This is a genomic window from Gloeothece verrucosa PCC 7822 (genome assembly GCF_000147335.1).
In the GTDB taxonomy this organism is placed as follows: domain Bacteria; phylum Cyanobacteriota; class Cyanobacteriia; order Cyanobacteriales; family Microcystaceae; genus Gloeothece; species Gloeothece verrucosa.
The window spans coordinates 157,572-183,862 of sequence record NC_014533.1; the positions used below are offsets into that span (position 1 = coordinate 157,572).

Sequence of the window (26,291 nt, forward strand, 5' to 3'; positions counted from 1 at the left end):
TTGTAAAATTATTTTTTAAACAACATTTATGATAGTTGTTGTCGCGCTTTAAACAAAACTACAAATATTATTGCTGTAGCTATTCCGCCTTGGGTGGATGGTTCAACAACACCCTCTGCTTGAAAACTAGCTTTATAAATACCTTGAGAGCCATCAGTAAAAGCCGCCAAAAATACTAAAGAATTTTTACTTAACCCCCGATTGGAAGTATTAAAAAAGTTTGAAGCAAAATCTAAAGAAGATAAAGTTTTTCCGTCAAGAGACTGGTTAAGGTCAATTATTTTATAAAGTAATCCATTAAAACCAACATAAATACCTTGTTGCGCTTGATTCCCTTTTCCCCAAAAAGCGACAATATTTTCATCAAAAGCAGGATTTCCAAAATTGATAAAATTTCCAATCCCATTAGGAATAAAAGTATTAGTATCAGCCACAACGCTCAAAAAATTAGAATTAGTGCCCAGATAAATACCTTCTTGAGCATTAATGCCTCTACCTCTAAAAGCTACAGTTTGCTCATCCAACGCAGGAGCGCCGAACTCTGTAAAATTCTCTACCCCTTTAGGGATAAAAGTATTAGTATCTACTACAACACTAAGAGATGTGGGACTTGTGCCTATATAAATACCTCCTTTTTCCTCCTCACTCTCTAAAAAACCATTAAAAGCAACGGTTTCTCCTTCTAAAGATGGATTAAACAGCCCCGCAAAAGTTTTGCTATTATTAGAAGGAACGAGAGTTTTATTATCTGCAATTAAGCTTAGAGAATTAGAGTCAGTTCTTCGGTATAAACCTCTGTTGACCGTTGCATCCTCACCCCAAAATGCTACTGTTTCCTGGTCTATATCTGGATTACTAAAAGAAAAAGTGGTAAAATTTGATAAATTAGTGGGATTTTGGGTTGTTTTATTGGCTATTAATGTTACAACTCCAGAAGCTGTGCCAGTATAGATTCCGTTTCCAGTTTGTCCATAGCCGTTAAACACTACCTTATTACCACTTAAACCTAAAGCCCCAACATTATAACCTTGAGACAAAAAGCCTAAACCAAAGCCTGTAAATTTATTAGTTTGATAGGGAATAACAGTATTAGTATCCACTACAGGCTCGAGCAATTGCGAACTGGTACTGATGTATATACCGTGACTGTTGTTTCCAGAGCCAATAAAAGCGACGGTGTTATCGTCCAAAACGGCTGACCCCGCTCCAAAACTGCTAAAATTTTCATTGGTACCGGGGATAGAAGTATTGGTGTCAGCTATTTTAGTGAAGCTGACTGTAAACCCTTGAGCGGCTGGAATTATGAAAAAACTTAGCGGTAGACTTAGAGCTAAAGTTTTCATCAGCCTGTTGTTAGTTAATTTTGGCAATAATTTGTCAACAGATTGAGTCATTTTGATCACTTTTTAGCTTGTTTATTTTATTTAATTTGAAAAAATCAAAATTTTCTCAAAACGGGTTTAATAAAGCGTCAATTTTTCAACTGATATTTTTTTAATAGATTTTAATTTGCCCGTTTTTAAATTGACTTCAAACACAGCATTACTTTTTTGGATAGGGTCGGTAGCAAGGGCATACAATAAACCCGATTTAGAAAAAGATAAACTTTTTAGGTCATTAAGAAGAGGTTGATTGTCGAATCCTAATGGAATTAACTGCCGAATTATCACTTTACCAGTAATTGGAGATATATCTTTAAAATTAAAATAAATTATCACAGGAATTCCTTCTGGGCCTGTTTCGGTTGCAAAAATATCTCCATTGGGGGATTGACATAGATTAGCATATCGATGGTTAAGCCGCAAAGGGGGAAGAAATAATGTATCTTCAGAAATAAATTTTTGTTGGATCGGATCAAATAATTTAAAAGAAAAAGGCGGAGTACCGCGATTTCCTACTAAAAACACAAGTTGATTATTAGGGACACTAACTAAACTTTCAACAGTCTGATTAGGATTGTCTAAGCCGTCGATTTTTATGGCTTCGATTTTAAGTTTATCAATTTTCCCCGTTCCAAAAATAATTTGATTGACATGGCCGGTTTTGGATTGAGAAACTGCCGCAATGGCAATAGAGCCATCGGCAAGAGTATTGATGGTTGAAATTCGGTAATTATCAGGGAGAAAAAAGGCTTGATTTTTTTTCTTTACAGGTTTGGTATTTTTGACTTTAACAGAATTCACTTTAATCTTAACAGGAACTTGTTGGGCCGTTAGGTCAGTTTGTACTAACTCTAATGGCGGAGTATTGTTTTCCAGGTCTTGTAACTGAGAGGTATCAAGAAGGTTGACACCATAAACTAATTCTTGTGCAGTTGCGCTCAATACTTTAGCAGAAAATTGGCTTAAAAGAGTGGTAGTAAAACTACCCGCCGCTATTTGTCCGAATTGTCGACGTTTTATTTTTTTAGCCATGATTATATCCCTTTTTTGTCACTCTCCGAATTCAAAAAGTCATAAATTAGTTAGTTTAGTCAAATTTGTTAAGGAACAATAATGTTCGGGGCAGGAGCTAAAGGTCTAACTCCCATATCCGCCAGAATATTAACGGTCATTTGTTTAATGCGAACGTCTTCCCGCACGGGGTTAACATCATCACTATCTAGTCCCCATGCCCACTGAATCGTTCCACTCGCAAAAACTTTAGCTCCACTAGAAGCCGTGTAGCGAACTGAGTTGGCTAGATTAAAATTTTGATTAGCGGGAAGGGCTTGTTCTCCTGGGGGTTCGTCGTAAGTGGGTAAAAGATTAGAGGGCACAACATTAGATTGAGAGAGAATAACAAGGCCTGGAGGGCTAGACCCATTATTGACGACAAAATCCCATTCATAACCCACCAACAAAGTAAGCTGATCCCCATTGGATAAACCTGTGTTGGCATAATAAGGATCTGTACTATTGGTGATTATCATATTGTATCCACCGTAGATACTGGTGGTATCGCTACCATACATAACCCCTAAAAGAGCGTTTTCGGGTCGGTTGTTTTGGAAACTACGGAATTTATTTGTTGCTGCTGTTGCACCTTGTTGCTGGATGATGGGATCTAATGACCAATCTGATTTATAACAAGCCATCACTCGATTAGGTCGAATTGGCCCAGCCGCCACAGTGGAATTTTCAAATCTTACTCGCCAATAGCAGGTATTAGCTGAGAAAAAGCCTAAATTAATCCCTGCATTTCGTGCCGCTTCAATATTATCTCTCATTTGAGATGACCAGTATTCATCATGTCCAACTGATAGAAATACTTTATGATTGAGCAATAGTTGGGGATTATTATGAACATCCATGCTACTGACGTAGGTCACATCATAGCCTTGAGATTCCAGCCAGCGCACCATATTATATTCCCATCGCAGCATTGTATCAGCCTCGTAGGATTGTTGATAGGTCGCTTGGGAAAAAGGACGGTCATAAGAAACTTTAAAAGCTCGCTGACCGTTAATGCTGTTAAATGAGTACAAGCTATATCCGCCTGTGGTGCTATAAGCCAAAATAGTAGAAACACTACTTTGAAATAAAATATCGGCTGTGCTGCTATCATTACGAACGGTAAACCAGATGTGAGCAACTTTTCCACTGGTTTGGTCCGTCAATTTAGCTACATAAAGCCCGCTTGTCCAATTATTACCGATTTGTAAAACATAAGAAGTTGTCCAGTTACATTCGATTAAACGAGTATTAGGGTCTAGAGTACAGGCGGGTTGCGTTGTGCCATTGAGTAATCCGCTTGTGGCCATCAGCCGACCTCCTGTGCCTCCATAGTAACCCAATCGATATACATCAATGACAAACTGTCCAGATTGGGCTAGAGAAACTTTAATATCAAGAGATTCCCCGCGATTAACACTGGTTGCTGAAGCATAACCGGCTATCTCATCAGTGCCTCGATTGACCAGTTTCCAACCTGTGGAGCCGGGGTTTTGATTTTCTAAATAAATTGCATTAGGATTTGCCGGAATTGCTGTAGCGAAAAAGTAAGTAGAGCCAATACCTTCTACTGTGGCTTTAACGACGACTCCTCCAGGTGCAGTGGGGACTGCTCCCAAGGTTAACATTGTGCTTGCTTGACCGAACCCATCTGTTACCATACTCGTAGCAGAAAGCACTCCTCCTCCATTGGTAATTTCAAAATTCACGGTCAGCCCGGGCTGTGGATTGTTTTGAGGATTTAATACTTGCACAACGAGAGGATTGGGCAGAGTTGCACCTGTTGAACCATTTTGATTGTCTCCAGAAGTTTTGATTAGTCGATTGCTGACAGCAAAGACAATATCACGGTAATAGTTAGTATTTTGATAAGAACTGGTGGGAAAAGAATTAGGATTAATATTATATACGCCGTTATTATTATCTGCCACTGAGCTAAGATCGGCGTTGATTATGGGATTAGCCAGTTCATTGTTAGTAGCCACATAATAGGCATTTCCATTGACAGAAACAACGTAATTGGTATTCGATTGAATGTTTAAAGGTGTTTCTAAGGCTTGATATTGCCAGCCTGATGCTGTCTCATTGGTAAAAGTCACGCTTGCCAAAAGTGTGCCCGTTGCTGTCCAAATCTTGCCTATATGAGTACCAGTTTCGCTGGCGGCTTTCCAATAACGAATAGCAATAAGCTGCCCGGCGCTTGCGCTACGAAATTTCATTCCTAATTCATAGGGAACACCATCAGTAAAATTTTGGAGGTTAGGGACTTGAGTAGTTAAGATGGTTAGATTGTTTGTCGAGTGGGTAGCCGTAGCCGAAAAAGTAACGCTTCCAATTCCGTCAGCACTCGCTTCTACTGTATTGGTCACATTTCCTATTGCCCCTGGGACTACTCCCAAGGTTAAAATAATACCGGCCAATCCATTAATATCAGTAACTGCGCTAGTTGGCGAAACTGAACCCCCGCCACTTGTAACCGCAAAATTCACTGTAACTCCAGATAGGGGAGTACCAGCACCATCTTTAATTTGAACTACTAAAGGAGCCGATAAAACACTTCCGGCTGCACCAGTTTGATTATTACCACTATTGTTAGTAATCGTCGGCAGAGCAGCAGTAACAAAATTAATATCACGAAAATAGTTGCTATTGCGATAAGAGTTTGTAGGAAAAGCACCAGCACTTCCAAACACCCCATTATTGCCATCTGCTACTGAGCTAAGATTTCCATTAGTAATGGGGTTAGCTAGTTGGTCATAAGCATAGACATAATAAGCATTACAGTTGACTGAAACTGTATAAATTGTGTTAGCTTGAATGTTGATGGGTGTGCTTAGAACCTGCTCCTGCCAGCCTGAACCCGTTTCGTTAGCGAAGGTGACACTGCCTAAAAGTTGTCCTGTCTCTGACCAGATTTTACCAGTATGAGATCCCGTTTCACTATTGGCTTTCCAATAGCGGATAGCGTTGATTTGTCCAGTCTGACTACTGATAAATTTCATTCCTAATTCGTAAGAAATATTGTCAGTAAATTCGGGATTAGAAGGAGTTTGGTTTATAAAAATGTTAGTCATACTTTTTTGATTAGAAAAATATGAGAAAAATTCAAATTTGTTTTTATAGCAATTCGCATTTGAGTGAGATACAGAGTGGCTAGTTTTAGGGAACAAGAAACAGGGAACAAATTTTGTCTGTCCCTTATGAGCTTGGAAATTGTTATATTTTATTCAAAAAAATTTTGTTGACTCTTTATTAAAAATTTGCACAATTTTAGGAGTTACGCACTGTAACGAAGGTTTTTAATCGTTTAGCCATTTACCATTATTTAAAAAGTACAGATAACTTAACTACAAAAGTCATATTTATGATGCGTTTTTAACACATTATTCTTAAAACTTACGCACCATAACCCAATTTTATGGGTTTGAGATTCTTCGCGATCCTCCGCAAGGCTCGCTTGGGACATAAAATCGTTGTTTTTAATCGAGAGTGCGTAACTCCTAACATCGTAAATAAAACAATATTTAGGCACCACTATTGATGGATTACTATAGTATTTACAAATACTATTATCCTTCTGTCTTAGAACCTATAATTTCACTCAATGGCGTCTATCTCATAGGAGTCTCAGTAGCTTAAATTTTACGGCTACTGCTTATTAATATTTAATTATGTATTTTTACATTTTTGTTTAAAATACAATATCAGAAAAAAAAATAAAAGTCAAGAGTTTATCGTAAGAAACCCAAAAATTGAAAATTTTTAAAGTTTTTGTAAAGCTTGCCTGCTTGATTGTAAAGATTTTATGAAACTGCTTGACAATGAGGCTATTTACTTCTAGTTATGTTACTGTATATCTTTAATTAATGTTGTATTCTTTAGAGACTAAAAAGACCAATGCCCCACAAAAGAAGCCGAAAAAAAAATAGCCAAAAATTTTATTGTCCCTATTGCGATAAAAGACTTTGGAGGGTTGGTAGCCCTAAATACCATCTTTTTCATCAAGGAAAAGAAAATATACAAAAAAATTTGAAGCTGACTCATAAAAAAGCTAGTTTTTTAGCTTCACAGCAATCTGTTGTAGTTAACGATAATATTTGGTTAGAAGAGTTTTTTTGTGAAAAGGATGGCAAAATTTGGTTTTATGTAGAGCGAACCGAGAAAGGGAGCTTAACAGTTAAGTTAGCCACCCGCGAACATTGGAAAAATACCACTAGAACAATTGATACTGAACGTCCTAGTAATACCGCTAGTGAATATAGTTATAAAATGAGCCGCCAAGCTGATCCGGCTTTAATTAACAAATATAAAAAACCTACATTAGGAGTTACCCATTAACAGAAAAATTTACTTAAGCGACTAATACTAAGTCTGGCTGTCACAGGCTACTTATCCTCGTTGCTCAAAAAGCTTATAAATTCTAGCTTGCGCGGGCATAATACTTTATAAGTGGGTTTTGGCAATCGGATTTAGTATAAATTCTTCGCCAATCTATTGAAGATAAACGCCGAAATGCAGAGCGGCTTAAAGGTTCTAATTTTGATCAAATAAAACTTTGGGTTGATATTTTTCTCGTCAAAAAAAGCGATTGGCACTGCCGTAAAAATTTCCCATGATTTGATCTAAAAATCACGAGGAATCTCAAACCCTTGTGATTTGGTTATAGTGCGTAAGCTCTAAATTGGTCTAAGCATCGAGGTGATATTGGGTTATACTTGGCTAAGTTTGTTGACTTATAGAATTTGTTTCCAGCAATCGCTACGAAAAAGTCATATTATACATAGCTGCGCCGTTGTGTCAATGAGTAAGTCCTATGTACATAGGATTGATCCCTGCAAACCTTTTATTCTAAAAAATGTCATCTATCTTTAGATAGATTTATAATAACATTAAAAAGTAATATTTTTATATAAAATAAGTTAAACTTAAATAACTTAGTTTAACTGTTGATTTCTTTAAGCCAGTTAAAACTAAAAAACATTTTTAGGAATGGTTCCAACTGATTAACTGAGCATTTTTAATTAATTTATTAATAATTTAGACCAAAATCAAATGAAGCAAGCTAAATCTATTTCTAAATCTAGCAAAAATTTAATCAGGGAAGTTGTTAGAGAAGCCAAGCAAAGACAACAAACCGGACAAGTTCCTTTTACTTATTATTATAAAAAATGCGAAAAGTTTATTGCTTCCTTTTTTTGTGCTGATGAAACAAATGAGTTTGTCCTTTTTTTTTGTGTAGATTTTCATGAACCAGCTTTGATATTAGAATTAATAGCAGAACATTGTTATGCTTCAAATGAAGAATTTTTAGTATATCCTTTAACGACAAAAGCCTTTGAGCTTTATGAAACAGTGACACCCGAAAATTTTTTAATTGTAGAAATATCTTAATATAAGTATTAAGCACAATTAAACTAACAATCAAAAAAGATTGGCTCTTTCGGCATCGTGGGGAAAAATGTTCACAGAAATACAAAATAGTCTATGGAGGGTTATGGCACGGATCAAAAATTATCACTTTCTTATCAAAATCATCGCCGCGCCTAACCCACTCTACAATTGATAACCTTTTCTTATCACCGCAAGTAAGGGAGAGCCTGACTCTTGAGCTTTGTTATATTTTATTGTTAGTATTGATAAAAATATTTTTCCGCCAAATATAATTTCATAAAATAGCCGTGTTTTACAACTATCTTAAGATAGAGTTTATTTGTAAACAAAAACACAATCCTATAAATATTTAAAAAAAAAATCAATGTTATAAAAATAATAATAAATGCTTATAATAAAACTATTTCTTTTGTAGGATTTGTATGTTAGCTTAATTGGAGATAACGACAAGAAAAAATTCTAGTAATCATAACTCACCATGCTCAACTCAAAGACTAAAAACACTTTGAAAAGTTTCTAATTCATCCACCATTGCTTCTGTGAAGAAAAAAGTGATTGAATCAACCATCAATCACAACAGGAAAAAACCTTTTGCATTTTTCTGTGATGATTTTATAATTTGTTCACTCTTGGTAGATCAGTAATAGATAAAAACAAATATACTTGTTCAAAAACTTTTGTTTTTGGGAATTGTGTAAGTATATTTCATAAATTTTGACCTAGCATTAATTTGCTATGAATCTTAAAGAAACGACGCCTAAGAGTGCATTTTCAAGATTCTGGATAAAAGGGATTATAGTCACTAAATTAGTAAAAGAGAAAAACGTTAGAAAAGTAAGCTGTTGTACATTTAAGGAAGAGTCGAGGAGGGTGTTAGCATCCTTTTCCTCTCCTCCAAAACGAGTGTACAACTTTTATCGCATTCTCATTTGAGCTATCATTATCCCACTTCTATTCAGATTTATTCTACTCTTAAAACAATCACCAAAGCGATAGGGCTTGGTGTTTTAGGACTTGGTTATCATCTCGGCATAGCCTTTCATCTTTCTCTTTGTCCCCTAGTTGCCTCTGCTATCGCTCAACTAGGTTTTCTCACTTACATGGATTGTAACAAAAAACTCTAATTCTTCAATTAATTTGAACGTAAGTAGTCGGACATAAATAAAGTCCACTGTGTCAAGAATTGTAAAACGCCTACAACCCTTCTCCATTGCCCATTCCCCATTGCCCATTCCCTAAACTCGCAGTTAACTTTAATTTTGTCCAGGTACTTATCACCAATATACTGAATTTTTTGAACAGCCAATAAATTCAGTTATCTTAGCTTGAGTTTTTCCATGTTATAAAAGTTAGAGGACTCAGTATTCTTCCTCTTATCTCTCCATTTTCTTCTTTTTTAGCGCAGAACTTATGGTAAATTTTCCTTCTGCTCTAATGTTAAATCATTTTTGGCTGAGATCGTTTTTATGTGTTTTTGAGTTTGAGTTTTTGACTATACCAAATTAAATGCACAACAGCTTCACTTAAATTACATCTTGGGAAAAAGCCATTTTAAAATGTAAAATGAAAAAGAACCTACAACAAACCCAAACTCTATTCGTAGTTAATCAATTCTATCCTCCTGATTATGCTCCAACAGGACAATTGATTCAAGAATTAGTCTCTACTTTAGTATCTGAGAATATATTAATAAGGGTGTTCACTGGACAACCTAGCTACGCTTTTAAACATCAATCTGCTCCTTGTTTGGAAAAGACTAAAGGGATAGTTGTTCAGCGAACTCGCACTACTCAACTTTGGAAAAATCGCATAAGAGGAAAAACCATTAGCGGCTTGTTATTTTTTATCCGAGCAGGATTTCATCTTTTAAAAAATCTCAAAAAGCAAGATCTTGTTGTTTTAACTACTGCTCCCCCATTTCTCACTTTTTTAGGTTATTTACTTCATAAAATTATCGGAGTTTCTTATACTTGTCTAATTTATGATTTATATCCTGACGTAGCTGAAAGTTTAAAAGTCATTTCACCGAAACACTGGATCGTAAAATTTTGGAATAAGCTCAATTTAATAACATGGAATAGAGCAAAACAAATTATCGTTCTGAGCCGTAATATGGAAGAACGAATTTTAGTCAAATATCCTCATTTAGCTCATAAAATTACTATTATTCCCAACTGGGCTGATCCCAATAGAATTACTCCCATTAAAAAGAGTGAAAATTGGTTTGCTTACAAACATCACCTAACAAAAAAATTTACAATTCTCTACTCAGGTAATATGGGACGATGCCATGATATGGATACAATTTTACAAGCCGCTTGGGAATTAAAAGAAGACCCATTTCAATTTGTTTTTATTGGTGGAGGAGCTAAATATCAATCTTTAATAAATACGGCCAAAAAATGGGGATTAAACAATTGTTTATTCTTACCCTACCAAGAACGAGAAGACCTTCCTTATTCCCTAACGGCTTGCGATTTATCATTAGTAAGTGTAGCAGAAGGAATGAGCGGAATAGTAGCTCCTAGCAAACTTTATAGTGCCCTAGCAAGCGGACATCCTATAGCGGTGATTTGCGATGCTCAATCCTATTTACGGGAAATTATTGAACAAGCAAAATGTGGCATGACTTTTGCCAATGGAGATAGCATCGGTTTGGCTGAGTTCATTCGTCAACTAGCTTCAAATTCTCAGTTAGCTGAATCTATGGGAAAAGCAGGTCGTTCCTATCTGATTTCTCATTTTTCGCTCAAAAAGATTGCTGAAAAATATAGAAAGACATTAGGGCTAACTATTCCATACGAAGAGTTAAAAACTGGTGGTTTGATTAAAGCAAAATCTGGTAAAGTTTAAGCCGCTTTCTTTTGCTTTAGTCCTTTGACTTCTGCTCCACAAAAATGTATTAATATCTTGACGATTTTTCCTCGGCGACAGCTTTCTAAAAAATTTCATTAGTCGAAAACAACAAATTTGGCAATTTTTGGGGCAAGAATAAAAATATTTAGATTTTTGTCCAACTAGGAGGATTAATACTGGTTTTTTCATCCTAAATTTTAAAACAGTAAGATAAAATAAATAGGAAATTAACTGGTATATTTAATGAAAACTTCTAGTTGGAAAATCTCAAATACTGTATTACCAGAAGTGGACTTATGGGTGGCTGTACAAAGGCATTGGATGATTTCTGCCATAACAGCTAGTTTAGTTTTTGGGATGCTCGCCTATAAAACTTTTAAAGAACCAAAAATTTATAAATCAGAAGCCCTAATAGTCGTCGGTAATCAGGTAGGAATCCCCATTGTTCAAGATGCTCAAAATAATACGACTAAAGATGTTGTTGAAAATTTAGCCACCGAAATAGAAATTCTTCAAAGTCCAACTTTATTGAACAGAGCCATCAAAAAAATTGAATCGCCTTATAATGACATTCCTTTATGGCAAATCCAAAGTAATTTGTCACTGCATCAGCCGGAAAACACTAATGTGCTATCTCTTTCTTATCAAGATACTGATAGAAGCCGTGCTAAAGCTATCCTTGATAAAATAGTAGCTATCTATATAGAATATAGCGAAGAAAGCCGACGCTCACCCGTTACCAACGCTATTAATTTTATCGAACAAAAACTGCCAGATGCTCAAAAAGCTTTAGAAAAATATTCTTCAGCTTTAACTAATTTTCGCACTCAAAACAATCTTGATAATCCCGACAATAATGTCAGCTTGGCTTATTCGGCAAAAGAAGAACTTGAAAAAGAAATTGATATGGCAGAAGCAGAACTCAGCCAACTAAAAAAACGGGAGCAAGAATTAAAACGTCAGATGGAACAAATAGGACAAAACCCTATGACTGCTATACCTGATGCTGTTTTGAGTCAAGATCCAACTTATCAAACTTTATTGCAGCAGCTAAATAATTTAGAGATTCAATATAAGCTTGAACAGTCTCGTTATAATTCTCAAAACCCCATTTTACAAGAGTTAAAAGAAAATCGAGACAAGCTGGAGCAGTTGTTACAACAAAAAAGTAAAGAGGTTTTATTGTCTCAAAGCTTTGCAAATAATTTAAAAAAAGTAAAAAGTGGAGCTATTCAAGAAAATTTAGCAACTCTATTGCTACAAACACAAATTGATAGCTCAGTTCAAGAAAAACGATTGTCTATTTTACGCCAACAAGCAGTTGAAGCTAATCTTAAATTACAAAAGATGCTTCGACTACAGCAAGACTATCAAGAACTACAGCGCCAATACCAATTTCAGGCTAAAATGGTGAACGAATTTTTGGGCAAACTACAAGAATTGCGCGTCCAAAAAGCACAAGACACTTTTACTTGGAAAGTGATAGAACCTCCAAATTTACCTAATTCCCCGATTGCGCGTAGCCGTTTAAGGGGATTAATTTTAGGAGGTATCGCAGGAATTTTAGCCGGCGTAGGAGTAGCTTTTGTTCTTGAAAAATTTAATTTTAGACTTAAAGATATTAAATCAATTCAGGAAGTTACCCAATTAGAAATTCTGGGGGTTATTCCTCAATACCAAACAGCTATGTCTCTCGGATTAGGGTCTGATTCTTTTACAGAAGCTATTCGTTCTTTAGCCCTTACTTTATCTTTTCAAAACCCTCAAATAACTGGTAAAATTATTGCGGTTACTTCTGCAACAACAGAAGAAGGTAAAACAACTATTACTTATAATTTGGGGTTAGCATTAACAGAAATAGGGAAAAAAGTATTAATTGTAGATGGAAATTTTTCTAATCCAATGCTTCATGAAGTTTTTTCTTTGCCTAATACACAAGGATTAACCACAACTATTGCTACTGAGCTATCCTGGTCTAAAATTGTGCAATCTTTTGAAGAAGAAACAGCAACTAACGGAATTAACCCTCAACAAGAGTTAACTTTTTTATCTAGTGTTAATGGGATGAAAACGAACAAAATTAAAAATAGTAATCATAAAATTACTAATAATTTAAACTCTATTTTTGCTAAAGTTTCACTAAAAGCAAACTTAATGCCAAATAGTTCTTTATCAGAGTCCTTAATTGAAAAATATCCTGATGTTCTTACATCAGGACCGGTGGGAAAAAATTCCTTTTCTTGGCTGGTTGCACCAAAAATGAATGAACTACTGAATAGCTGGCGACAAGCCTATGATTATGTTCTTTTTGATACATCTAGTCTTACTGGATTAGCAGATGCCCAAACTATTACTTCTAAAGTAGATGAAGTTATTTTAGTGATTAGTCAAAATCGAGTAGAAATATCTTTAGTTACAGAAGCTTTAAAAATCCTTCAAAGAAATAACAGCCGAGTTTTAGGTGTTGTTGTCAACAATTTAGGACGAGTAAAAAGTTAAAAAAAATTAATTTTTAATCGCTTTACATTATTAGGTAAAATATGAAAAATACTTCTCAAACAGAATTAATTATTGAAGCAGGCCGTACAGAAGAGCAATATTGGAAAGATTTATGGAAATACCGAGAGCTATTCTACTTTCTTTCTTGGCGTGATCTTCTAGTACGTTATAAACAGACAGCTATTGGTATTGCTTGGGCACTAATTCGTCCTTTTTTAACAATGGTTGTTTTTACAATTGTCTTTGGAAAATTAGCAAATTTGCCCTCTCAGGGAGTTCCTTATCCCATTCTTGTATTTGCCGCTATGCTGCCTTGGCAATTTTTTGCTAATGCTCTTTCTGAATGTAGTAATAGCCTACTCAGCAATGCTAACTTAATCTCAAAAGTTTATTTTCCTCGTTTAATTGTTCCTGCTAGTGCCGTAATTGTAAGTTTTGTAGATTTTATGATTTCTGGCATAATTTTATTAGGACTAATGGCTTGGTATAACTTTGTTCCAGACTGGCGAATTTTAACGCTTCCTTTATTTATTTTCATTGCTTTTATGGCAGCATTCGGCGCTGGATTATGGTTAGCAGCTTTGAATGTAGAGTATAGAGATTTTCGTTATATTGTGCCGTTTTTAGTGCAGTTTGGACTCTATATTTCACCAGTGGGGTTTAGTAGTAGCATTATTCCTGAAAAATGGAGATTACTATACTCTTTAAACCCAATGGTAGGTGTAATTGATGGTTTTCGTTGGGCGATTTTGGGTAAAGAATTCGTGATTTATTGGCCAAGCTTTATTATTTCTGTTGGGTTAGTCATTTTAGTGCTAATTAGTGGAATTGGGTACTTTAGAAAAGTTGAGCGAACTTTTGCCGATGTAATTTAGAGTTAATTTAACCAAATTTAAAAATTATGTATTCAACAATTATTCAAGTCAACAATTTGAGTAAAAAATACATTTTAAAGCATCAGTATTCAGGGCGTAGTCGCTACAAATCTTTACGAGAAATTATTACTAACCGTGCCACAAATTTAGGAAAAAAGCTTTTAAACTCATCTAGAAAAACAATTGATAATCCTACCCGTGAAGAGTTTTGGGCCTTAAATGATATTTCTTTTGAAATTAAACAAGGAGAATGCGTTGGTATTATTGGCCGTAATGGTGCTGGAAAATCCACTTTGTTAAAAATTTTAAGTAGAATTACAGAACCTACAAAAGGAAGGGTTTTAATTAAAGGTCGAGTTGCTAGTTTATTAGAAGTAGGAACAGGCTTTCATCCAGAATTGACAGGAAGAGAAAATATTTTTCTCAATGGGGCAGTTTTAGGCATGAATAAAGCCGAAATTAAACGTAAGTTTGATGAAATTGTAGACTTTGCAGAAGTTGAAAAGTTTTTGGATACTCCTGTAAAGCATTATTCATCTGGAATGTATGTAAGATTGGCTTTTGCTGTGGCTGCTCATTTAGAGCCTGAGATTTTAATTGTTGATGAAGTTTTAGCAGTAGGAGATTCCGCCTTTCAAAAAAAATGTTTAGGAAAAATGGGAGATGTCGCCTCTAAAGAAGGAAGAACCGTTTTGTTTGTCAGCCACAGTATGACAGCTATTTCTCAGTTAACTCAGCGTTGTATTCTTCTTTCTAAAGGTAGCATTTTGTTTGATGGAAATACTCATCAAGCAGTGCATTTATATACTGCTGGAGTAAGAGATCAAGCTGAATCGACTTATTACCAAGCTCCCGTGACTAAAAAAGGGAATTATCTGGCTTGGGCGCAGGTTCATACCTCAGAAGACTACGGAATTCATAGTTGGGGAGAACCTATAAATTTCGAGTTTGCTTTTCATATATCTCAACCGAAAGACAGTTTATGCTTTTCTTTTCAAATTCTCAATGAAATAGAACAAGCAGTCTGTATTTTTTGGTTTTTTGATTCTCAAGCACCCTTTAGACAAGAGCCAGGATTACATATTTTGCGCTGTAAAATCCCCAAATTTAGACTCTATATGGGTTCCTATTCTTTAAGAACATGGTTTTCTGAACGTTCTTCTAATAATTTATTAGAAAAGCTTAATCATATTTGTCCCTTTGAAGTCACTATGTATGGTGTAAAACGGGAAGAATATGAATGGCAAAGAGATGAATGTGCTTATTTAGAAGATTCTGTTTGGGAAGTAGGCGGAAAATTTCAACTTTAAATCAAATAACAAGGAAGGTGAACAATGCCAATTAACGATGATGTAACGCTAGGAAAAGATGTAAAAATTTTTCATGCTAATTTGGTTAATATTTACAGTTGTTATATTGGAAATGAAACCAAAATAGGCACTTTTGTAGAAATTCAAAAAACTGTCATTATTGGCTGTCGATGTAAAATATCTTCTCATAGTTTTATCTGTGAAGGAGTTACTCTAGAAGATGAAGTATTTATTGGTCATGGTGTCATGTTTACTAATGATATTTATCCTCGTTCAACCAATGAAAATGGAAGCTTAAAAACTGAAAAAGACTGGTTAGTTGTAAAAACTATTGTCAAACAAGGAGCGGCTATTGGTAGTAATGCTACTATTTTACCAGGGGTAACTATTGGAAAAAAAGCCATAGTTGGTGCTGGAGCAGTAGTGGTCAATGATGTACCTGATTATGCTATTGTCGCCGGTGTACCGGCTAAAGTAATTGGGGATGTGCGGGAGCACTGTCAACCTTTAGAAATGACAGTTCAGAATAATTAAAAAAGCCTTTTTTGAATTCTTAAAAAATAAAAATCATGAGAAATTTAATCAATATTGGCGTTATTGGCTATGGTTATTGGGGGCCTAATTTAGTCAGAAATTTTTCTGAAATACCAGAGGTTCAAGTAAAAACTATCTGTGATTTAAATCCAAAATTATTAGTTAAAGCACAGTCTCGATATCCCACCGTAAAAGTGACTACAGATTGTCGAGAAATTTTTACTGACCCTAAAATTGATGTAGTAGCGATTGCCACTCCAGTTTCAAGTCATTTTGACTTAGCTTTCAAAGCCTTGCAAGCCGGAAAGCACGTTTTAGTAGAAAAACCCCTAACCACTTCATCACAACAAGCTTTAAGATTAATTGAAGAAGCCGAAAAACGTAATCTAGTTTTGATGGTAGATCACACCTTTATTTATACTGGTGCTGTCCGTAAAATGCGAGAAATAATCGCTAATAATGGATTAGGTGAGATTTATTATTATGACTCTGTACGAGTTAATTTAGGACTGTTTCAGCATGATGTTAACGTCATTTGGGATTTAGCTGTACATGATCTTTCTATTATGAATTATGTGCTTCCTTCTGAGCCTGTTGCTGTTTCTGCTACAGGAATTAATCATGTTTTTGGAGAGCCAGAAAATATAGCCTACTTAACTCTATTTTTTGAAAGTAATTTGATCGCTCACATTCATGTTAACTGGTTAGCACCAGTGAAATTACGTCGAACTTTGATTGGTGGTAATCAAAAAATGATTGTCTATGATGATTTAGAACCGAGTGAAAAAATTAAAGTCTACGATAAAGGAATTGTCGTTAATGGCAGTTCTGAAAGCGTTTACCAAATGCTAATTGGTTATCGAACAGGAGATATGTGGTCTCCTAAATTGGAAACAACCGAAGCTTTATTAACAGAAGCTTTAGATTTTATTAACTGTATTAAACAAGGCAAGCGCCCCGTTACAGATGGCGAAGCAGGATTAAGAGTTGTCAGACTTCTTGAAGCCGCTACACAGTCTATGAAAAAACAAGGTCAATTAGTAGAAATTAATTTAGTAGAGGTAGCCGCGTGATTCCTTTTATAAACTTAAAAGCCCAATATGTAAGCATTAAAGAGGAAATTAATGCTGTTGTTGCTAAAGTCTTAGAAAGTAGCCAATTTATATTAGGAGAAGAAGTATCAACTTTTGAGAAAGAATTTGCGGGTTACTGCGATGCAGATTACGGGATAGCTGTTAATAGTGGAACCAGTGCCCTCCATCTAGCTTTACTGGCGGCTGGTGTTGGTGCTGGTGACGAAGTGATCACAGTTCCCTTTACTTTTGTGGCTACAGTAGCAGCAATTTGTTATACAGGCGCTAGACCGGTTTTTGTCGATATTGATCCTGATTCTTACAACATAGATGTCACTCAAATTGAAAAAGCGATTACTGAACGGACAAAAGCTATTTTACCAGTGCATCTGTATGGCCAACCGGCAGATATGGAGCCAATTTTAAAGATAGCTCAACGACATAATTTAATTGTGATTGAAGATGCCGCTCAAGCTCATGGAGCAGAGTATAAAGGGCGAAGAGTTGGCAGTATGGGTGATTTAGGTTGTTTTAGTTTTTATCCGGGTAAAAATTTAGGCGCTTATGGCGAGGGAGGTATAGTTGTCACCAATAATCCCGAACTTGCTCATAAAATTTTTATGCTGAGAGACTGGGGACAAGAATATAAATATCACCACGTTCTCAAAGGTTACAATTATCGCATGGATGCGATACAGGGGGCTATTTTGCAGGTAAAATTATCCTACTTAGCTCAGTGGACTGAAGCAAGGAAAATACACGCGGCTTTCTATGAGCATCTTTTAGCAAATTCTGATTTAATAACTCCCAAAGTTAAAGATTTTAACAGTCATGTATATCATCTTTATGTAGTACGATCACCTCAAAGAGATCAACTCAAGCAAAGATTACAAGAACAAGAGATTTACACAGGCATTCATTACCCTATGCCGATTCACCGACTACCAGCTTATTTAGATTTAGGATATCAGTTAGGGGATTTTCCTCATTCCGAACAAGCAGCCAGAGAAGTTTTATCACTGCCTATGTATCCAGAATTGACTCCTACACAGATTACTCAAGTAGCTGAAAGCATACAGAAAGTCACGTTTAATAAGTAGGTGGACATAAATAAATATCTCTGTGTTAAAAAGTGTAAAATGCTTGAAATCCTTCACGGTTCTCTGTTCCCTGTTCCAAATCCGGTGTTCCCTTGTCACCCAGTTAACTTTATTTTTGTCTAGGTACTTAGTGAGGATTTTTAATGTCTAAATCAGCTAAAGGTAGAATAGCTAAAGCTGTACATGGTTTGCAAGACCTGAAGCTAGATCCAGAGCATGAACTAGGATTAGCTGAACATTTAAGTCATCAGTATAGCAATAATGCATTAATTGAATTATATGCTCGTTTTGCTATAGGGGATGGAGATTTTGATAAGTTGATGCGAAGAGTCATTTGGCGTGCGGTGGCGCGTAAATTCGGCCATAGCGTTCATATTGGGAGTGGTGTAGGGTTTCAACATTTAGAAACTTTTGAGATTGGAAATCAAGTGTTTATTGGTTCTCAAAGCTATATTCAGGGGAGATTTGATGGCAAATGTATCATTGGCAATCATGTTTGGATTGGACCTCAAAGTTATTTTGATGCTCGTGATCTGATTATTGAAGATTTTGTCGGTTGGGGACCAGGAGCAAAAGTGTTAGGGTCAACTCATACTGGATTACCGATTAATGTTCCTATTATTAAAACAGATTTAGAGATAAAACCCGTGAAAATAGAAACCGGAGCCGATATCGGAATGAATAGCGTTATTTTTCCTGGTATAACCATCGGTAAGGGTAGTATTGTCGGGGCTGGCTCTGTAGTTACAAAAGATGTGCCGCCTTTTGTGATCGTTGCCGGTGTGCCGGCTCGGTTTTTACGTTGGCGCGAAGGATACGAACCATTGGAGCATAAAAAAAATGCCAAATAGTCGAGTATTAATTACGGGGGGTGCAGGATTTATCGGCACACATTTAGCCGAACGCCTGAGCCAATATACTGAAGTTGTTCTATTTGATAGTTTTCGGCGCAATTCACTCTCGCTTATTCCTTCATTGAAAGAACATCCAAAGATCAAAGTTATATCAGGTGATGTACTCGATCCTTCTTCAATTCGTTTAGCACTAGATGGGGTAGATACCGTTATTCATCTTGCGGCTATCGCTGGTGTATCAAGTTATTATCAGGAATCACTGCAAACATTGCGGGTCAATATTCTTGGTACCTCTAACCTGCTCGAAGCGGCAGCCAAACAAAAGATCAAAATGTTTGTTCACTTTTCTACCAGTGAAATATATGGGTCTAATGCACTATGGGTTGATGAAGAATCACCCTACATAATTGGGTCTGTATCAGATAGACGGTGGGTTTATGCCACCAGTAAACTCGCTGGCGAGAATTTTAGTTTGCGATATGCCGAGGCCTTTGATTTCGCCTGTACAACGGTTAGACCATTTAACATCTACGGGCCAAGACAAGTAGGAGAAGGTGCCATCAGCAATTTTTGCCGCGCAATCTCGAGTGGCCAACCGATGAAAATTTATGGAGACGGCTCTGCGATACGCGCATGGTGCTATATATCTGATCTAGTTGATGCAGTAGAAATGATTCTAAAAATCCCCGATGCTGCTGGGCAAGCATTTAATATTGGCAATCCATCAGCAGTAGCAACCACCTTAGAATTAGCCCAACAAATGGCGAAAATTATACCAGAAGCAACGTTTAAATATGAACAGGTGAAACGCTCTGAAATTAAAGCACGTATTCCTTCGATCAACAAAGCTCAACAGTTATTAGGATACGAACCTAAAATCGGTCTTGAAACAGGATTACGTCGAACATTTGAATGGTTCAAGCAACAACAAGAGAAACGATTATGAAAATTACCGTTATTGGAGCAGGCAAGATGGGTTTACCATTAGCCTGTCAATTTGCTAACCAAGGAGCATCAGTAATTGTCTGCGATATTAGAACAGATATTGTTGAGACAATTAATAAAGGCATTTGTCCCATTGATGAACCCGGTATCCCAGATCTGTTAAGCTACGCTGTAGCCAATGGAACTTTACGAGCATCCACTGATACCACAGCCGCCGTCGCTGAGAGTCAAGTCATTGTTGTTATCGTCCCGGTTCTGCTAACACCTGATCGCGATGCTGATTTATCCATTATTGAGTCCGTCTCTTGGCAAATCGCTAAAGGACTCAAGCCGGGTGCAATGGTGTCTTATGAAACGACCTTACCGATTGGTGGTACTCGTCGCTTACTGCCTATACTGGAAAGCACTGGTCTAAAAGCCGGTGAAGATTTTCATTTAGTGTTTTCGCCAGAAAGAGTCAAGAGTCAGTTAGTTTTAAAACACTTAACACAAACCCCCAAGATTGTTGGAGGTATTAACCCCAAGGCGGCTGCATCGGCAGAAGCTTTTTATCAGCAATATCTTGACGCACCTGTTATTAATGTTGGGACTCTCGAAGCGGCTGAAATGGTTAAGCTGGCAGGAATGATTTATCGTGATGTTAATATTGCTCTTGCTAATGAACTTGAACATTATGCAAACGAAGTCGGTATAAATTTTCATGAGGTTATCCGCGCCGCTAATACAGATGGAGAAGCTTTGTTGCTATTTCCGGGTATTGGAGTTGGTGGACATTGCACACCTGTCTATCCTTATTTTTTATTGCGTGATAGTCAACGTCGAGGTCTTTCTGGTACGCTGGCCGAACAAGCACGTCAGATTAACGAATCTCAACCTGCTGTGATTCTGACTCGCTTGGAATGCCGGTGGGAATCGTTACAGGGTCACACAACTTTAATTTTAGGATTAGGATTTCGACCCCAGGTAAAAGAGCATATTTTTTCTCCTGCCTTTCAATTACGGGATGAACTGACCAAACGAGGCGCAAAAAAAGTCTATATTCATGATCCCCTGTACACCGATGATGAGATACGGGAGCAGGGTTTTGTCCCTTGTCAACTAACCGACCTCGAATTGCCAGAAGTTCTAATTTTAAACACCTCTCACTCGGTCTACTATGAACTAAACTTTCAAGAGCTTGCTAAAAAAGGTGTTAAAGTAATCGTGGATGGCCGGGCTTTGTGGGATGCTAACAAGATTCGCAGCGCAGGGTTAGTTTATATTGGGATAGGTAGGCCATGAGTCATAAGCAATTAACTAATCAACCCAAGACCATACCGCTTGCTAAACCCTGGTTAGGAGAACCCGAAGCGGAGGCGGCTAAACGAGTTATTCTATCCGGTTGGGTTACTCAGGGGCCAGAAGTGGCCGCTTTTGAGCAAGAATTTGCCGCTTATGTAGGAGCTAAATATACTTGTGCTGTCTCCAATTGTACTATTGCACTTCATTTAGCTTTATTAGCTGTTGGAGTAAAGTCGGGAGATGAGGTAATTACTGTCAGCCATTCCTACATTGCTACGGCTAATAGTATTCGCTATTGTGATGCGATTCCCGTATTTGTGGATATTGAACCCCAAAGCTACAATATAAACCCGATTTTAATTGAAAATGTTATCAGCGAACGCACTCGCGCTATTCTGGTTGTTCATCAGATGGGAATGCCGTGCGACCTCAAAGCGATTTTAGATATTGCTCATCGTTACCAGTTGCCTGTTATTGAAGATGCCGCTTGTGCCATTGGGAGTGAAATTCTCTGGGATGGAGAGTGGCAAAAAATTGGTAAACCTCATGGAGATATTGCCTGTTTTTCCTTTCATCCTCGCAAAGTCATTACGACAGGAGACGGGGGAATGATAACAACCAATAATCCCCAATGGGATAAACAGTTTCGTCTCTGGCGACAACACAGTATGAGCGTTCCTGATACGCTGCGTCATGGCGCAAAACAGGTCATTTTTGAGTCTTACCCGATGTTAGGTTATAACTACCGTATGACCGATATTCAAGCGGCAGTGGGACGCGAACAACTTAAGCGTCTGCCAGAAATTGTCGAACGTCGCCGTTTTTTGGCACAACGTTATCAGGTATTGCTGACCGATGTACCCGGATTAAAATTACCCTGTGAGTCAACTTGGGCAAAAAGTAATTGGCAAAGTTTTTGTGTGCGGCTTCCTTCCCAATGTGACCAAAAACAGATTATGCAAGCAATGTTAGATGTTGGAGTAGCTACCCGCCGGGGCATTATGTGCGTTCATCGAGAACCCGCTTACGACCTTGAAACTTGGTTTTGTGGAATGAGTGACAAGGATTGCCATTGTAAACCCGGATGTTGTGAGCGGCTGTTTGAAAGTGAACAAGCTCAGGATCATGCTATCATTCTGCCTCTGTTCTATCAAATGAGAGAGCAAGAACAAGATCGGATTGTTGAGGTTTTGAAGATAGTTTGTCAGGGTTAAGTCTTGTGTTTCGCAAAACTAGAAAGAATAAGCAGGATAGATATGGTTAATCAAGATTTTCTTGACCTTTGGCGAGAAGAAGGATTGCGTCAAATTCCACAAAATTTTGAGGTGTTCCGCAGTTTGGTAGCACAGACAAGAGACTTTACAGAGCAGGGTAAGTATGATGTAGCGGCTGTTTATGCAAAAATAGCAGCTTCCTATGCAGACTTCAAACATTGTGGTTTTTTTGTTAGTCCAGAACTAGAACATTTATTAATTGAAATTGGACAAAAAACTATTACTAAAAAATCCTATTTTAACCCAAGCAAATTTGGCTCTAAAACACCAGAGAATATCCTCCATGTTGCCACCTGTATGCAGTATCTTGGTGGACATTCTAGAATGCTTTTACGTTGGATTAAGCAAGATACAGAACGCTCTCATTCTTTGGTAGTAACAGATGAACCAAGAGAAGCAATCCCTAAAAGTTTAAAAGAAGCTGTCAGTAATAGTGGTGGTCATATATATGTATTGAGAGAAACTATTGGCAGTCTAATCTCTTGGGCAAAACGGCTAAGGCAAATTGCCGCTTCCGTAGATTTAGTAGTCTTACATATATTTGAATACGATGTTGTTCCAATCATAGCTTTTGCAAATAAAAAAGCATCCCCACCCATTATCTTTTCAAATTTCAATGACCATAACTTTTGGTTAGGAGTGGGCATCAGTGATGTTGTAGCAAATCTTCGTGAATCTGGCAAAAGACATTCAGAAAAGCATAGAGGTGTTGAAACAAAGCGTAATGCGCTGCTTCCTACCATTTTGGAACCTACCCAGCGAATACTATCCCGTGCAGAGGCAAAACAACAGCTTGGCCTGCCTAAAAACAGTATTCTGCTGCTTTCCATCGCTAGGGCCCCTAAATATAAAACTATAGATGGAATCAGTTATGCTGATGCCCATGTTTCATTGCTCGAAAAATATGAGCAAGCCTTCTTAATTGTCGTTGGTTCAGGTTATCGAAAAGATTGGTCAAATGCCATTGAGCAAACTCAAGGAAGAATTATTCCATATGAACAGAACCCAGACACCGCACTATTCTTACAAGCGGCTGATATTTATGTTGACTCGTTCCCTTTTGTCTCAAATACATCTTTACTAGAAGCCGGCAGTTACGGTCTGCCTTTGGTGAGTCGATACCCGTACTCTTCACAAGCATGCGAACTTTTAGGTGCCGATATGCTGGGTCTGACGGGTAATTTAATTCGTGTTAGTAATCTCGAAGAGTATGTATTAGTATTGTCACGCCTAATTGAAGATGAAGAATTTCGGCTAAATCTTGGGGAGGCAACTAGACAAAAAATTATAGAAACACACATCGGGATTAATTGGCAACGTTATTTAAATGATCTATATCAACTGGCCACTGTTTTACCGAGATTAACAGAACCCTTATTAACAATAGATCAGATGTGTCTTGGTGAGCCAAATGTTTTTCTACCAAGCATTTATGGCTTAGATTTAAATTTGGAGCATTTAATTAGAAATAATTTAAAACTAATGCCTTTCGATCAGCGCCTTTATCATTGGTTTAGGTTGGCGAAAAAAACTAAATTATCTAATAGTACTGAGCGATTATTGTGGCTTAAAGATTTGATGCCAGAATGGTTCATTCAACGCCTTAAAAAATTTTTAGGTTACTATCAAAACCCTGAATTTTAACGCAGAAAATAAAATGTCTCTTTGTGAAATTAGAATTACAACTTATAAGCGTCCTCAACTCCTTAAACGTTCTCTTGATAGTGTAATAGCACAAACTCATGATAACTGGTCGGCTTTGGTGTTTGATGACTCTCCTGAACAAGAAGCAAAAGCAGTTGTAGAAACTTATCAAGATAGTAGAATTATTTATAAACCCCATTCAAAAAATATTGGTTGCTCCAAAAATCTTGATTATGCGTTTCAATCAAAAGCTTATGTAGGTGGGGAATATGCTTTTGTTTTAGAAGATGATAATTATTTATTTCCTAATTTTATTAGTGAAAATATTAAAATCATTGAAGAGACTGGCATAAATATAGTTCTAAGAAACCAAGAATGGAGATTGGAGGAAAATGGGTCTTCAGTTGCCACCAATAGAACCACTAGAGGCCAATGGTTTTATCAAGGATCTTACAGCCCAATAGAATTAAGAAGTCGTTTATTTTTTTGCGAAGGGATTTCTAATGGAGGATTATTTTGGCAAACTAATAAAATTAAGTCAAATTTGCAAGTAGGTACTCAAGTAAAGCATCCTTGGCATCAGGAACTATTTAGAACTTTGCGTATTGAAGAGTCTATTTGGTTTGGCGAAGAACCTTTATGTGCTTTTACAGAATTCGCTCGTAATGATACTACTTCAATTAAACTAGCTCCTGAGCTACCAGCAAAACTAACTCGTGGTTCTCAGTCTATTTGGATTTTTTTACTAAAAAAATATGGAGATTTAATTCTCAGTAACGCGGAAAATATTGCTGATAAACAAGGAGCGAAAATAAATTTAGAGCGTCATTTAGTTAATGCTTTTTATTTCAAATACAAATTTACAGAATTGACTAAACTAGAAATTTATAAAATTTTAACTAAAGCTTCTTTAAGATATGTATTGTTTGAAGATCCATTTAAAAATGCTTGGTCAACTTTGTAATTTTTGTCTATAAAAATTTTAATTTTTGTAATTCAACCTATTTTCGGTGTTCCTTTGTCAAACAGTTAACTTTAATGAATGTCCAACTACTTAAATGCAAAATTTCAGTTTTCTATTTTTAGGAGCGAATAGCCCTTGGGCTTATGGTTTGGCTGAAGCTCTGGCTCAATACCATCCTACCCACGCTGTACAATTTTATGATTGGCGAACTTATTATAATCTCAAGCCGACTTGGCCCGGACGAATTCCACCGTCATTGCTAAACCGATCAATTCATGTTTTGCCTCCTGGCTATGCGGGAAGTTTAGAAAATTTATTCCGATTTTATTTACAAGGACTAATTGAGGATTGGTGTAGACAACTAGAACAGATATCCGGCCAAAACCCCTGGGTGATAGTTCCCGATCCCTATTTTCTTCCTTGGGTAAGCAAAGTTCCAAACGAAAGATTAATCTACTACAATTTTGATGACTACGTTTTCTATCGACCCAATCGTAAACAGAAAGTTTTAAAGCAAGAAAAAGAATTAATAGAACGACGAGTAACTATTACTCTTTGTGCTTCTCGATCCCAACAAATTACCTTTCAAAAGCGTCATCCCCATAAAGCTTCCCAGATTTATCATTATCCTCATGGAGTTGTAGATACCTACCTCAATCATCAACCAGAAAACCCTCCAGAACCTATGACTGTTGGTTATGTTGGCACTTTAGGTAATCGTTTGGATTGGGCATTAATTTATCAAGTTATTAAAGCTTCTCCAGAAATAACTTTTGTGTTTGTCGGTGGTTTAGACGAACAAGAAACATTTGCTCAAGATGGTTGGCAAGCAACTCGTCATGCGGTGCTACAATTGCCTAATGTGCGGCATATTGGTCAAGTTCCCTCAGACCAAGTAGCAAAGTATTACTGGTCTTGTGCTGTCAATTGGATTCCTTACTTAATTGATCATCCTTTTAACAAAGCTTCTTGTCCTACTAAAATTATGGACGGCATCGCCAGTGGTCGCCCCCTCCTGAGTACCAAAATACCTGAGTGTTGTTTATATCCTCAATGGATTAATTTATTCTTTTCTCCAGAGGATGCGCTCGCTTTAATCCACCAAGAGTTAGCGGCTTCAGAAAAACCGAAAGCTTATGAAAAAAGCCTAGAACAATTAGCGTTTGCTCGTCAGCAGACTTGGCAAAGCCGCACTCAAACCCTTGAAAACTGGCTCTGGCAATTGGATTCTAATTAATTTCCCTAAAAATTAGGTTTAA

Annotated in this window: 19 protein-coding genes; 16 read left to right on the forward strand and 3 right to left on the reverse strand. The window is 36.8% G+C overall.

Annotated elements, in window-relative coordinates:
• Positions 1 to 26: 26 nt before the first annotated feature.
• From CYAN7822_RS27915 to CYAN7822_RS27925, 3 genes are all read right to left on the reverse strand, one after another.
• The gene (locus CYAN7822_RS27915) at positions 27 to 1,394 is read right to left on the reverse strand and encodes a hypothetical protein (protein ID WP_013334323.1); all 1,368 of its coding nucleotides are present in this window, start codon (positions 1,392 to 1,394) and stop codon (positions 27 to 29) included.
• Positions 1,395 to 1,460: 66 nt separating this feature from the next.
• Positions 1,461 to 2,414, reverse strand: coding sequence for a hypothetical protein (locus tag CYAN7822_RS27920; protein ID WP_013334324.1), 954 nt, complete (start codon positions 2,412 to 2,414; stop codon positions 1,461 to 1,463).
• Between the two features lie 68 nt (positions 2,415 to 2,482).
• Complete coding sequence (locus tag CYAN7822_RS27925) at positions 2,483 to 5,506, reverse strand: N,N-dimethylformamidase beta subunit family domain-containing protein (RefSeq protein ID WP_013334325.1); 3,024 nt, start codon at positions 5,504 to 5,506, stop codon at positions 2,483 to 2,485.
• A gap of 823 nt (positions 5,507 to 6,329) precedes the next feature.
• On the opposite strand from CYAN7822_RS27925, the gene CYAN7822_RS27930 reads away from it, so the two are divergent.
• From CYAN7822_RS27930 to CYAN7822_RS28005, 16 genes are all read left to right on the forward strand, one after another.
• Positions 6,330 to 6,770, forward strand: coding sequence for a hypothetical protein (locus tag CYAN7822_RS27930; protein WP_013334326.1), 441 nt, complete (start codon positions 6,330 to 6,332; stop codon positions 6,768 to 6,770).
• Between the two features lie 714 nt (positions 6,771 to 7,484).
• Entirely contained in the window at positions 7,485 to 7,823 is a 339-nt protein-coding gene (locus CYAN7822_RS27935; protein ID WP_013334327.1) for a hypothetical protein, read from the forward strand.
• Positions 7,824 to 9,386: 1,563 nt separating this feature from the next.
• Positions 9,387 to 10,676 carry a glycosyltransferase family 4 protein gene (locus CYAN7822_RS27940; protein ID WP_013334328.1) on the forward strand — a complete coding sequence of 430 codons (1,290 nt, stop codon included), beginning with the start codon at positions 9,387 to 9,389 and terminating at the stop codon, positions 10,674 to 10,676.
• Positions 10,677 to 10,922: 246 nt separating this feature from the next.
• Positions 10,923 to 13,178 carry a polysaccharide biosynthesis tyrosine autokinase gene (locus CYAN7822_RS27945; RefSeq protein WP_013334329.1) on the forward strand — a complete coding sequence of 752 codons (2,256 nt, stop codon included), beginning with the start codon at positions 10,923 to 10,925 and terminating at the stop codon, positions 13,176 to 13,178.
• A gap of 41 nt (positions 13,179 to 13,219) precedes the next feature.
• Positions 13,220 to 14,053, forward strand: coding sequence for an ABC transporter permease (locus tag CYAN7822_RS27950; RefSeq protein ID WP_013334330.1), 834 nt, complete (start codon positions 13,220 to 13,222; stop codon positions 14,051 to 14,053).
• Positions 14,054 to 14,079: 26 nt separating this feature from the next.
• A complete protein-coding gene (locus CYAN7822_RS27955; protein WP_013334331.1) occupies positions 14,080 to 15,363 on the forward strand; it encodes an ABC transporter ATP-binding protein in 1,284 nt (427 codons plus the stop codon).
• A gap of 24 nt (positions 15,364 to 15,387) precedes the next feature.
• Positions 15,388 to 15,897, forward strand: a complete 510-nt coding sequence (locus tag CYAN7822_RS27960) for an acyltransferase (protein WP_013334332.1) — start codon at positions 15,388 to 15,390, stop codon at positions 15,895 to 15,897.
• 35 nt (positions 15,898 to 15,932) lie between these two features.
• A complete protein-coding gene (locus CYAN7822_RS27965) occupies positions 15,933 to 16,970 on the forward strand; it encodes a Gfo/Idh/MocA family protein (protein WP_013334333.1) in 1,038 nt (345 codons plus the stop codon).
• The gene (locus CYAN7822_RS27970) at positions 16,967 to 18,070 is read left to right on the forward strand and encodes a DegT/DnrJ/EryC1/StrS family aminotransferase (protein WP_013334334.1); all 1,104 of its coding nucleotides are present in this window, start codon (positions 16,967 to 16,969) and stop codon (positions 18,068 to 18,070) included. The genes CYAN7822_RS27965 and CYAN7822_RS27970 overlap by 4 nt, the downstream gene beginning before the upstream one ends.
• Before the next feature lie 143 nt (positions 18,071 to 18,213).
• Entirely contained in the window at positions 18,214 to 18,921 is a 708-nt protein-coding gene (locus CYAN7822_RS27975; protein WP_013334335.1) for an acyltransferase, read from the forward strand.
• Entirely contained in the window at positions 18,911 to 19,870 is a 960-nt protein-coding gene (locus tag CYAN7822_RS27980) for an NAD-dependent epimerase/dehydratase family protein (RefSeq protein ID WP_013334336.1), read from the forward strand. The genes CYAN7822_RS27975 and CYAN7822_RS27980 overlap by 11 nt, the downstream gene beginning before the upstream one ends.
• Entirely contained in the window at positions 19,867 to 21,150 is a 1,284-nt protein-coding gene (locus CYAN7822_RS27985; RefSeq protein ID WP_013334337.1) for a nucleotide sugar dehydrogenase, read from the forward strand. Before CYAN7822_RS27980 ends, CYAN7822_RS27985 begins: the two co-directional genes overlap by 4 nt.
• The gene (locus tag CYAN7822_RS27990; protein WP_013334338.1) at positions 21,147 to 22,364 is read left to right on the forward strand and encodes a DegT/DnrJ/EryC1/StrS family aminotransferase; all 1,218 of its coding nucleotides are present in this window, start codon (positions 21,147 to 21,149) and stop codon (positions 22,362 to 22,364) included. The genes CYAN7822_RS27985 and CYAN7822_RS27990 overlap by 4 nt, the downstream gene beginning before the upstream one ends.
• Before the next feature lie 42 nt (positions 22,365 to 22,406).
• The gene (locus CYAN7822_RS27995; RefSeq protein ID WP_013334339.1) at positions 22,407 to 24,068 is read left to right on the forward strand and encodes a glycosyltransferase; all 1,662 of its coding nucleotides are present in this window, start codon (positions 22,407 to 22,409) and stop codon (positions 24,066 to 24,068) included.
• A 13-nt stretch (positions 24,069 to 24,081) separates the two neighbouring features.
• A complete protein-coding gene (locus CYAN7822_RS28000) occupies positions 24,082 to 25,032 on the forward strand; it encodes a glycosyltransferase family 2 protein (RefSeq protein ID WP_013334340.1) in 951 nt (316 codons plus the stop codon).
• A 94-nt stretch (positions 25,033 to 25,126) separates the two neighbouring features.
• Positions 25,127 to 26,269 carry a glycosyltransferase family protein gene (locus CYAN7822_RS28005; RefSeq protein WP_013334341.1) on the forward strand — a complete coding sequence of 381 codons (1,143 nt, stop codon included), beginning with the start codon at positions 25,127 to 25,129 and terminating at the stop codon, positions 26,267 to 26,269.
• Positions 26,270 to 26,291 lie beyond the last annotated feature (22 nt).

What these genes read in the sequence shown, in the direction of transcription:
- CYAN7822_RS27915 (WP_013334323.1), bottom strand. Translation starts at nt 1,394, where the DNA reads ATGACTCAATCTGTTGACAAATTATTGCCAAAATTAACTAACAACAGG.
- CYAN7822_RS27920 (WP_013334324.1), bottom strand. Translation starts at nt 2,414, where the DNA reads ATGGCTAAAAAAATAAAACGTCGACAATTCGGACAAATAGCGGCGGGT.
- CYAN7822_RS27925 (WP_013334325.1), bottom strand. Translation starts at nt 5,506, where the DNA reads ATGACTAACATTTTTATAAACCAAACTCCTTCTAATCCCGAATTTACT.
- CYAN7822_RS27930 (WP_013334326.1), top strand. Translation starts at nt 6,330, where the DNA reads ATGCCCCACAAAAGAAGCCGAAAAAAAAATAGCCAAAAATTTTATTGT.
- CYAN7822_RS27935 (WP_013334327.1), top strand. Translation starts at nt 7,485, where the DNA reads ATGAAGCAAGCTAAATCTATTTCTAAATCTAGCAAAAATTTAATCAGG.
- CYAN7822_RS27940 (WP_013334328.1), top strand. Translation starts at nt 9,387, where the DNA reads ATGAAAAAGAACCTACAACAAACCCAAACTCTATTCGTAGTTAATCAA.
- CYAN7822_RS27945 (WP_013334329.1), top strand. Translation starts at nt 10,923, where the DNA reads ATGAAAACTTCTAGTTGGAAAATCTCAAATACTGTATTACCAGAAGTG.
- CYAN7822_RS27950 (WP_013334330.1), top strand. Translation starts at nt 13,220, where the DNA reads ATGAAAAATACTTCTCAAACAGAATTAATTATTGAAGCAGGCCGTACA.
- CYAN7822_RS27955 (WP_013334331.1), top strand. Translation starts at nt 14,080, where the DNA reads ATGTATTCAACAATTATTCAAGTCAACAATTTGAGTAAAAAATACATT.
- CYAN7822_RS27960 (WP_013334332.1), top strand. Translation starts at nt 15,388, where the DNA reads ATGCCAATTAACGATGATGTAACGCTAGGAAAAGATGTAAAAATTTTT.
- CYAN7822_RS27965 (WP_013334333.1), top strand. Translation starts at nt 15,933, where the DNA reads ATGAGAAATTTAATCAATATTGGCGTTATTGGCTATGGTTATTGGGGG.
- CYAN7822_RS27975 (WP_013334335.1), top strand. Translation starts at nt 18,214, where the DNA reads ATGTCTAAATCAGCTAAAGGTAGAATAGCTAAAGCTGTACATGGTTTG.
- CYAN7822_RS27980 (WP_013334336.1), top strand. Translation starts at nt 18,911, where the DNA reads ATGCCAAATAGTCGAGTATTAATTACGGGGGGTGCAGGATTTATCGGC.
- CYAN7822_RS27985 (WP_013334337.1), top strand. Translation starts at nt 19,867, where the DNA reads ATGAAAATTACCGTTATTGGAGCAGGCAAGATGGGTTTACCATTAGCC.
- CYAN7822_RS27990 (WP_013334338.1), top strand. Translation starts at nt 21,147, where the DNA reads ATGAGTCATAAGCAATTAACTAATCAACCCAAGACCATACCGCTTGCT.
- CYAN7822_RS27995 (WP_013334339.1), top strand. Translation starts at nt 22,407, where the DNA reads ATGGTTAATCAAGATTTTCTTGACCTTTGGCGAGAAGAAGGATTGCGT.
- CYAN7822_RS28000 (WP_013334340.1), top strand. Translation starts at nt 24,082, where the DNA reads ATGTCTCTTTGTGAAATTAGAATTACAACTTATAAGCGTCCTCAACTC.
- CYAN7822_RS28005 (WP_013334341.1), top strand. Translation starts at nt 25,127, where the DNA reads ATGCAAAATTTCAGTTTTCTATTTTTAGGAGCGAATAGCCCTTGGGCT.